Consider the following 7,579-nt stretch of genomic DNA (forward strand, 5'->3'; position numbering starts at 1 on the left):
GCGATCGGTCGGAACGGTCCCCAGTTCGGTATCGGGTCGGGGGGCACCCTGGTGTACCCCGTTGCGTCGTAGAGCGATTCGGCTTCCGGCTGGCGGTTGCCGGTGATCAAGTAGATCCGCCGATAGCCGCGCGCGGCCGTCTCCGCCTCGAGCGCCGCCAGCAACGTCCGCGCGTACCCGCGTCGCCGGTGCGCGCTGTCGGTCCAAATCCGTTTCAGCTCGGCGGTTTGTGAGTCGTAGCGCCGAAACGCACCGCCGGTGACGGCCACGCCGTCCAGCACGCCGATCAACAGTCCGCCGTCGGGAGGCGCCAACTCGGCCTCGGGCACCGGCAACCACGTGAGGTGGGTGCTCGGCGTGCCGCCGTAGCGCTCGGCGTACTCCACCGCCAGCTCGGCCAGCAGGGGCTCCGCCAGCGGGTCGTTGTGGGCCGCCGACACGAACCGAAGCCGGCCGGGCTCGGTCGTCACGCCGTCACCTCCGCGGTGACGTATTCCGGAATCAACGCCGGGTGGCCCGCGCGGTCGCGTCGCGGCGTCGCCGCGCCGACGGCGGCGCACACCTCGTCGACGCGGCGCTTGACGGTGGCCCAGCCGCGGTCCGTCAAATAATCAGGCACGTAACGGTATTCGCCGGGGTGGGTCAGGCTGGCCAGGTCGACGTCCAGGCCGCGGCGGCGCCAGCCGTCGACGAAGTCCCGTTCGGCCTCCAGCTGCAACGGGCTCCACACGGGCAGGTGATCGGCGGCGAGACGGCTGCCGGGGGCGCTGGCGGCGGTGAGGTGGGTGAGCACCCGGTCCTGGACTTCCGGCGTCAGGTATCCGACGAAGAGCTGCTCGGCCACCCACACCGTCGGCAGCGCGGCGTCGAAGCCCACCCGCCGCAGCGCCTCGGGCCAGTCCGCGTTCAGATCGATGCCGATGCCGCGGCGGTGTGCGGTCAATTGCGCCTGAAGACCTTGCAGCACAACGCTTTTGAAATCGAGCACCTCGGGCCGGTCAACTTCGTACACGGTCGTTCCCGGCGGCCACCAGAGCCGAAACGCCCGGGTGTCCAGCCCCGGCGCCAGCAGCACCACCTGGCGGATACCGGCCCGGCCCGCGTCGGCGAGATAACCGTCGACGAACCGGGTGTGCGCGGCCAACGCCGCCGCGAGGCCCGGCGTCGCCACGCCGTCGTCCGCCGCGAACACCTCATCCTCGATCAGGCGGGTGAAGTACTCGATGCCGGCGGCGCGCACCAGGGCCTCGGCGTACGGGTCGTTCAGCGTTCCCTTGCTGGTGGCCGCGGCCCGCACCGCGGCAGCAAACGTCGCGGGCACGCCCACCGCCGCCACCGCCGCCATGGTCACCTCAGGCTTTGCGCCGCAGAGCGAGCCCGACGGCCGCTCGCCAGCCCACCAACAGCAGCGCGGTGACCGACGCCGCCACGACCACGAAGCTCGCGGCGACTCCGGCGGACGTGACCTTGCGCAGCACCATGCCGACGATCACGGTGCACAGCCAGACGACCACCCCGGTCGGCCGCACGGCGGTCGGCGCGCGCCAGGCGCGCGACACCACCCACCCGACGGCGGTCCCGGCGAGAAACGGCCACGCCGTCGCGGCGACCCCGGTGACGGTGATGCCCTCGGCGTGGCTGCGGCGCCCGACCGCGCAGAACACCAGCACCCCGAGGACGTCCACCGCGAGCCAGGCCGGCCGCCGGAGCCTACGCATGCCGCGAGACTACCGGGCGGCCGCCGGGCCGCCGAGACGGGCAGAACTGCGCTGACCCCTTAGCGGTGGCACCGGCACCCTTGACCCCGCATTCGCGGTGAACGTAAGTTCGTCGCCAATGAACGAGCATTCACACGGCACGACGGCGGTGGTGACCGGCGCCGGTTCGGGCATCGGCAAGGCGATCGCGCTGGCGTTCGCCGCGCAGGGCCACCGGGTCATCGCCGCGGACCTCGACGAGGCGGCCGCGGGCGCGACGGCAAGGGAGCGACCCGAGCTCATCACCGCCCTGCCCGTGGATGTGGCCGACGCCGCGCAGGTGCAGACGCTGCGCGACCGGACGCACGCCGAGGTCGGCGTGCCCCGCGTCGTGGTGAACGCCGCCGGCTGGGACCGCACTGATCAATTCCTCAACGCCACACCGGAATTCGCCGCGAAGGTGGTGGCCATCAACTATCTGGGGCCGGTGCACGTCTGCGCCGCGTTCCTGCCCGGGATGATCGACGCGCAGGCCGGCGGGCGCGTCGTCAACCTGGCCAGCGATGCCGGCCGCGTCGGCAGCGCCGGCGAATCGATCTACGCCGGCGCCAAGGGCGGCGTCATCGCGCTGACCAAATCGCTGGCCCGGGAGATGGCCCGCCACCAGATCACGGTCAACTGCGTGTGCCCGGGGCCGACCGACACCCCGCTGTTCCACGCGCAGCCGGAGAAGCTCAAGGAAGCGCTGGTCAAGGCCATCCCGTTCCGTCGGCTGGCCCGCCCCGAGGAGGTCGCCGCGCCGGTGTTGTTCTTCGCCTCCGACGCCGCGTCGTTCATCACCGGACAGGTGATCAGCGTCAGCGGTGGTTTGACCATGGCAGGTTAGTGGCAGGCTGCAAACATGAGCACTCAGACACCGCCTGCCTTCGACCGCTTCGACCCGCTGGGGCTCGACGCCTCGCTGTCCGACGACGAGCTGGCGGTCCGTGACACCGTCCGGCAGTTCTGCGCCGAGCACGTCCTCCCGCACGTGGCCGAGTGGTTCGAGATCGGTGATCTGCCGGTGCGCGAGCTCGCCAAGCAGTTCGGCCAGCTCGGGCTGCTCGGCATGCACCTGAAGGGCTACGGCTGCGGCGGCGCCTCGGCCGTGCACTACGGGCTGGCGTGCACCGAGTTGGAGGCCGCCGACTCCGGACTGCGCTCCATGGTCTCGGTGCAAGGCTCGCTGGCGATGTTCGCAATCTGGAAGTTCGGCTCGGAGGAGCAGAAGAAGGAGTGGCTGCCCGCGATGGCCGCGGGCGAGCTGCTCGGCTGTTTCGGGCTGACCGAACCCGACATCGGATCCGATCCCGCCGCGATGAAGACCCGGGCCCGCCGGGACGGATCGGACTGGGTGATCAACGGCCGCAAGCTGTGGATCACCAACGGATCGGTTGCCGACGTGGCGGTCGTGTGGGCCGCCACCGACGACGGCATCCGCGGTTTCGTCGTCCCCACCAGGACGGCCGGGTTCACCGCCAACACCATTCACCACAAACTGTCGCTGCGGGCGTCCATCACCAGCGAGCTCGTGCTCGACGACGTCCGGGTGCCCGCCGACGCGATCCTTCCCGGCGCCACCGGCCTGCGGGGACCGTTGTCGTGTCTGTCCGAGGCTCGTTACGGCATCATCTGGGGATCGATGGGCGCGGCGCGCTCGGCGTGGCAGGCGGCCCTCGATTACGCCACGCAGCGCACCCAATTCGGCCGCCCGATCGCCGGGTTCCAGCTGACTCAGGCCAAACTGGTCGACATGGCCGTCGAGCTGCACAAGGGCCAACTTTTGTCGCTGCACCTCGGCCGGCTCAAAGACACCGTCGGGCTGCGGCCCGAACAAGTCAGTTTTGGCAAACTCAACAACACGCGCGAGGCGATCGAGATCTGCCGCACCGCGCGAACCATATTGGGCGGCAACGGCATATCGCTGGAGTACCCGGTGATCCGGCACATGGTGAACCTGGAATCGGTGCTGACCTACGAAGGCACGCCCGAGATGCACCAGCTCATCCTCGGCCAGGCATTCACCGGCAGCGACGCCTTCCGCTGACCGTCACTAGAAGGAGCAGTTCGGTGCCCGCACGCCTGGAATACACCTTGGAACATCACCAGTTCAGGGACCTGGTCCAGGATTTCGTGCGCCGGACCGTCGTCCCGCACCACGAGGATTGGGAACGCGACGGGCAGTGGGGCCGGTCGTTGTTCGTCGAAGCCGGCAAGGTCGGGTTGTTGGGCTTCTCGGTACCCGAGAGCCTCGGCGGTCCCGGCGTCCACGACTTCCGCTACAACGCGATCGTGATCGACGAGCTGCAGCGGGCGGGGGCGGCCGCGGAATCCATCGCGTTCACCCTGCAAAACGACATCGTGCTGCCGTACCTCACCGACCTGACGACGCCCGAGCAGCAACAGCGGTGGCTGCCCGGCGTGGTCACCGGTGAGACGGTGCTGGGCATCGCGATGACCGAGCCCGGCACGGGCAGCGACCTCGCCGGGATCCGCACCGCCGCGGTGCGCGACGGCGCCGACTACGTCGTCAACGGCGCCAAGACGTTCATCTCCAACGGGCAAAGCGGTGACCTGTTCGTCGTCGCGGTGCGCACCTCCCCGGATCGGCACAAGGGGTTGTCGCTGTTGGTGGTGGACGCCGACACCCCGGGTTTTCAGCGCGGCCGCAACCTGGAAAAGATCGGCCTGCACGCCCAAGACACCAGCGAGCTCACCTTCACCGACATGCGGGTGCCCGCCGAGAACCTGCTCGGTGAGGAGGGCAGCGGGTTCTACCAGCTGGTGCGAAACCTGCCGCAAGAGCGGCTCGCGCTCGGCGTGGGAGCGGTCGCCGCCGCGGAAGGCATTCTCGCCGACACGCTGGACTACGTGCGCGACCGTAAGGCGTTCGGCACACCGATCGCCAGCTTCCAGCACAGCCAGTTCGTACTCGCCGAGTTGGCGACCGAAATAGACGTCGCCCGAACCTATCTCGACGACTGCCTCGCCGAACACCTCGCCGGCGGCCTCACCGCCGCGCGGGCCGCCCGGCTGAAATGGTGGACCACCGATCTGCAGGTCCGCACGGCCGACCGATGCCTGCAACTGCACGGCGGATACGGCTACATGCGCGAATACAGCGTGGCCCGCGCGTTCGTCGACGCCCGCATCCAAACCATCTACGGCGGCACCAACGAGATCATGAAGACCATCATCGCCAAGGACCTGGGCATCTGAGGCAGCCGTGAGCACCGACGTCGGCGACTACGGCTCCCTGCCGGTCGAGGAGGCCGTCCGGGCGGCGCGGGCCAGCTCGCGCCGCCGCCAGCTGCTCGACGCCGCGGTGAAGGTGATGGGAAGGACCGGCTTTCACCAGATGTCGATGCAGGACCTCGCCACCGAGGCCAAGGTCAGCGTCGGCCTCATCTACCGGTACTTCGGCGGCAAGGAGGACCTGCTGCTGGCGACCATCGTGCGGATCCTCGACGTGTTCCGCGATCAGCTGGCGCCGGTCATGGACGCCGCGGGCGACGACGTCGTCGACCAGCTGACCGCCGGTATCCGTCGGTACGTTGAGATCGTCGACGAGAACCGCGACGGGGTGGTGCTGACCTACCGGGAGAGCTGGACCCTCGCGGCGCCCGACCGCGCGCGCATCAAGGAACTCGAAATCGCCAGTGCCGCACCGCTACGCACGGTGATCGAGGCGGGGATCGCGGCCGGCGTGTTCCGCGCCGTCGACGTCGACTTGGCCGTCTACAACGTCTCGATGCTGGCCCACGGGTGGGCCCTCAAGCACTGGCACTTCAAGCCGGTCTACAGCGTCGAGGACTACATCCGGCTTCAGACCCGGCACCTGCTGCACGCACTGATTCGCGACAACCGTCGCGCCGAATACGCGCGCATGCTGGAATAAGACCCATGAGATTCACCGGGTACCGGGCGCGCCACGCCCTCGCCGCGCTGGCCGTTGGCGCGCTGGCCGGGCTGCCGACAGCCGGTGCCGACCCGGCGGTCACGTTGCCCGCCATGACGTCCGGCGGCGGCGGTCCGATCATCGGCGGCGGCGCGGCTTCGGGAATCTCTGCCCAGCTGTTCAGCTTCAGCAACCCGGGCGTCATCCAGGAGGTCGACGGCTCGGACGCCGCCCAATTTATCAACGCGGCCGCGGCCGTATCGAACCAACAGCTCGCGGCCCCCTTCACGCTGTTGCGCCGGGCACTGGCATGCCAGACCAACAATGCCGGCTTCGGCGCCCGCGCTTACCGGCGCAACGACGGGCAATGGGGAGGCGCCATGTTGATCGCGGCCAAGAGCGCCACCCCCAACGTCGACGACCTGAGCAGCTGCGCGAAGACGAACTGGCGGCGCACCGCGGCCGGCGGCGAATCCGCGATGTGCAACAACGGCTGGACCACTCCGACCTCTTATCAGACCCGACGCAACGGCGAGGTCTACTACATCTTCCTCGCCGGCACCGCTTCGGACTTCTGCAGCGACCTCAACGCCAAGTACAAAACCGACGCCAACGGGTGGCCCTTCTAGGGTCCGCGCCCCGCCGCGAAACCGTCTGAGGCTGGGCCCTTTTCGCGCGGACAGAACCGCAGCCCGACGGCAGCACGCGGCGCCGAACGAGGCAATGCGCTTTTGAATTGAATTCAATGTGGCCGGCAATGGCGCGCCGCGCAGGCCAGAATGGGCGTTCGATGTTAGCGCTACAACCGAACCAGCGCAGTTAACGGTCACTTTTTCTTTGCCTTTTATATTCATTGCCTTTGGCCCGCCACCAGGCCGAAACACGTTGTCGGCAAGCCGAACCGCGCGCACACGGGTAGCCGGCAAATTTTTAAGAATTGTGTTGGCGTCTGTTCAATAGCAGCGTATGCTTCTCGCATCGGGCATCCAGAGAATGGTCTCCCGAAAACGAAGGGGGTTCTGATATGTCACGTCGTACCGGCAAAATCGTCCTCGCGCTGGTTCTCGCCTTTGCCGCACCCGCCATGTCGGCGTGCGATATACCGCTCACGATCGACTGCGGTCCCGGCTTAACCTGCGTCTGATGCCGTGTCGATAGGCCCCGCCGGAAGGCGGGGCCTATCGCTCGTAGGTCAGCACCGCAGTTCGCCGCGGTCGGTGAAGCCATTGCCAGCGCCTGCATTTGGCTGGGCGGCAAGGTGTTTCGCCGAGAGCACGGGCGCGGCAACGACCCGCGAACGCGCGGTCAATCTCCGTGCTCGATCTCCAACGACGTTGCCTTCCACGCTGTTTCACGTCGCCCGCCTGGCCACGCGCCACCCGAGGCCGACCGGCACGGCGACCCGCCAATGCTCCCTGTGACGGCTGCGGCCGCCGCGCGCCCCGCCCCGCCACCGAGCCGCGCCGGCCCCGCAAACCATGGCGGCACGGGCCGCCGCACCCGTTCCTGGTGACTTCCGTCACTGCGTCTCGACCGACGTCATAGGGTGGAGGTCGTGCTGCGGAACTAGGCCAACAGGAGGGGCAGCTATGGCGCGCCATCGTGTCGTCATCATCGGAAGCGGATTCGGCGGGCTGACGGCGGCGAAGGCGCTCAAACGCGCCGACGTCGACATCACGCTCATCTCCCGGACCACGACCCACCTCTTCCAACCGCTGCTCTACCAGGTCGCGACCGGCATCCTGTCCGAGGGCGACATCGCGCCCACCACCCGCCTGGTGCTCCGCAGGCAGAAGAACGTCCGGGTGTTGTGGGGCGACGTCTCCGCCATCGACCTCGGGACCAAGACCGTCAAGTCCCACCTGATGGGCATGGACACCGAAACGCCGTTCGACAGCCTCATCGTGGCGGCCGGCGCGCAGCAGTCCTACTTCGGCCACGACGA

Annotated in this window: 9 protein-coding genes; 6 read left to right on the forward strand and 3 right to left on the reverse strand. The window is 68.7% G+C overall.

The window, feature by feature from the left end:
* From A5714_RS04935 to A5714_RS04945, 3 genes are all read right to left on the reverse strand, one after another.
* The coding region (locus tag A5714_RS04935) for a GNAT family N-acetyltransferase (protein WP_068283321.1) at positions 1–470 on the reverse strand (470 nt) is incomplete at its 3' end.
* On the reverse strand, positions 467–1,345 hold the full coding sequence (locus A5714_RS04940) for an SAM-dependent methyltransferase (protein WP_068283344.1): 879 nt from the start codon (positions 1,343–1,345) through the stop codon (positions 467–469). The genes A5714_RS04935 and A5714_RS04940, both read right to left, overlap by 4 nt.
* Positions 1,346–1,352: 7 nt before the next feature.
* Positions 1,353–1,718, reverse strand: a complete 366-nt coding sequence (locus tag A5714_RS04945; RefSeq protein WP_068283323.1) for a DUF3054 domain-containing protein — start codon at positions 1,716–1,718, stop codon at positions 1,353–1,355.
* Positions 1,719–1,836: 118 nt separating this feature from the next.
* Here A5714_RS04945 and A5714_RS04950 point away from each other — a divergent pair, with 118 nt between their 5' ends.
* The 6 genes from A5714_RS04950 to A5714_RS04975 form a co-directional block, all read left to right on the forward strand.
* On the forward strand, positions 1,837–2,583 hold the full coding sequence (locus tag A5714_RS04950; protein ID WP_068283325.1) for an SDR family NAD(P)-dependent oxidoreductase: 747 nt from the start codon (positions 1,837–1,839) through the stop codon (positions 2,581–2,583).
* Between the two features lie 15 nt (positions 2,584–2,598).
* Positions 2,599–3,783 (forward strand): acyl-CoA dehydrogenase family protein, encoded by a 1,185-nt coding sequence (locus A5714_RS04955; protein WP_068283328.1) that lies wholly within the window; start codon positions 2,599–2,601, stop codon positions 3,781–3,783.
* Positions 3,784–3,806: 23 nt separating this feature from the next.
* Complete coding sequence (locus A5714_RS04960) at positions 3,807–4,955, forward strand: acyl-CoA dehydrogenase family protein (RefSeq protein WP_068283333.1); 1,149 nt, start codon at positions 3,807–3,809, stop codon at positions 4,953–4,955.
* A 7-nt stretch (positions 4,956–4,962) separates the two neighbouring features.
* Entirely contained in the window at positions 4,963–5,634 is a 672-nt protein-coding gene (locus tag A5714_RS04965; protein ID WP_068283339.1) for a TetR/AcrR family transcriptional regulator, read from the forward strand.
* A 5-nt stretch (positions 5,635–5,639) separates the two neighbouring features.
* The gene (locus tag A5714_RS04970) at positions 5,640–6,263 is read left to right on the forward strand and encodes a hypothetical protein (RefSeq protein ID WP_068283340.1); all 624 of its coding nucleotides are present in this window, start codon (positions 5,640–5,642) and stop codon (positions 6,261–6,263) included.
* 960 nt (positions 6,264–7,223) lie between these two features.
* Positions 7,224–7,579, forward strand: a 356-nt coding sequence (locus A5714_RS04975; protein ID WP_156747177.1) for an FAD-dependent oxidoreductase, incomplete at its 3' end; no start/stop codon positions are given.

Origin of the sequence: Mycobacterium sp. E2462 (assembly GCF_001672685.1) — a bacterium.
Lineage (GTDB): Bacteria > Actinomycetota > Actinomycetes > Mycobacteriales > Mycobacteriaceae > Mycobacterium.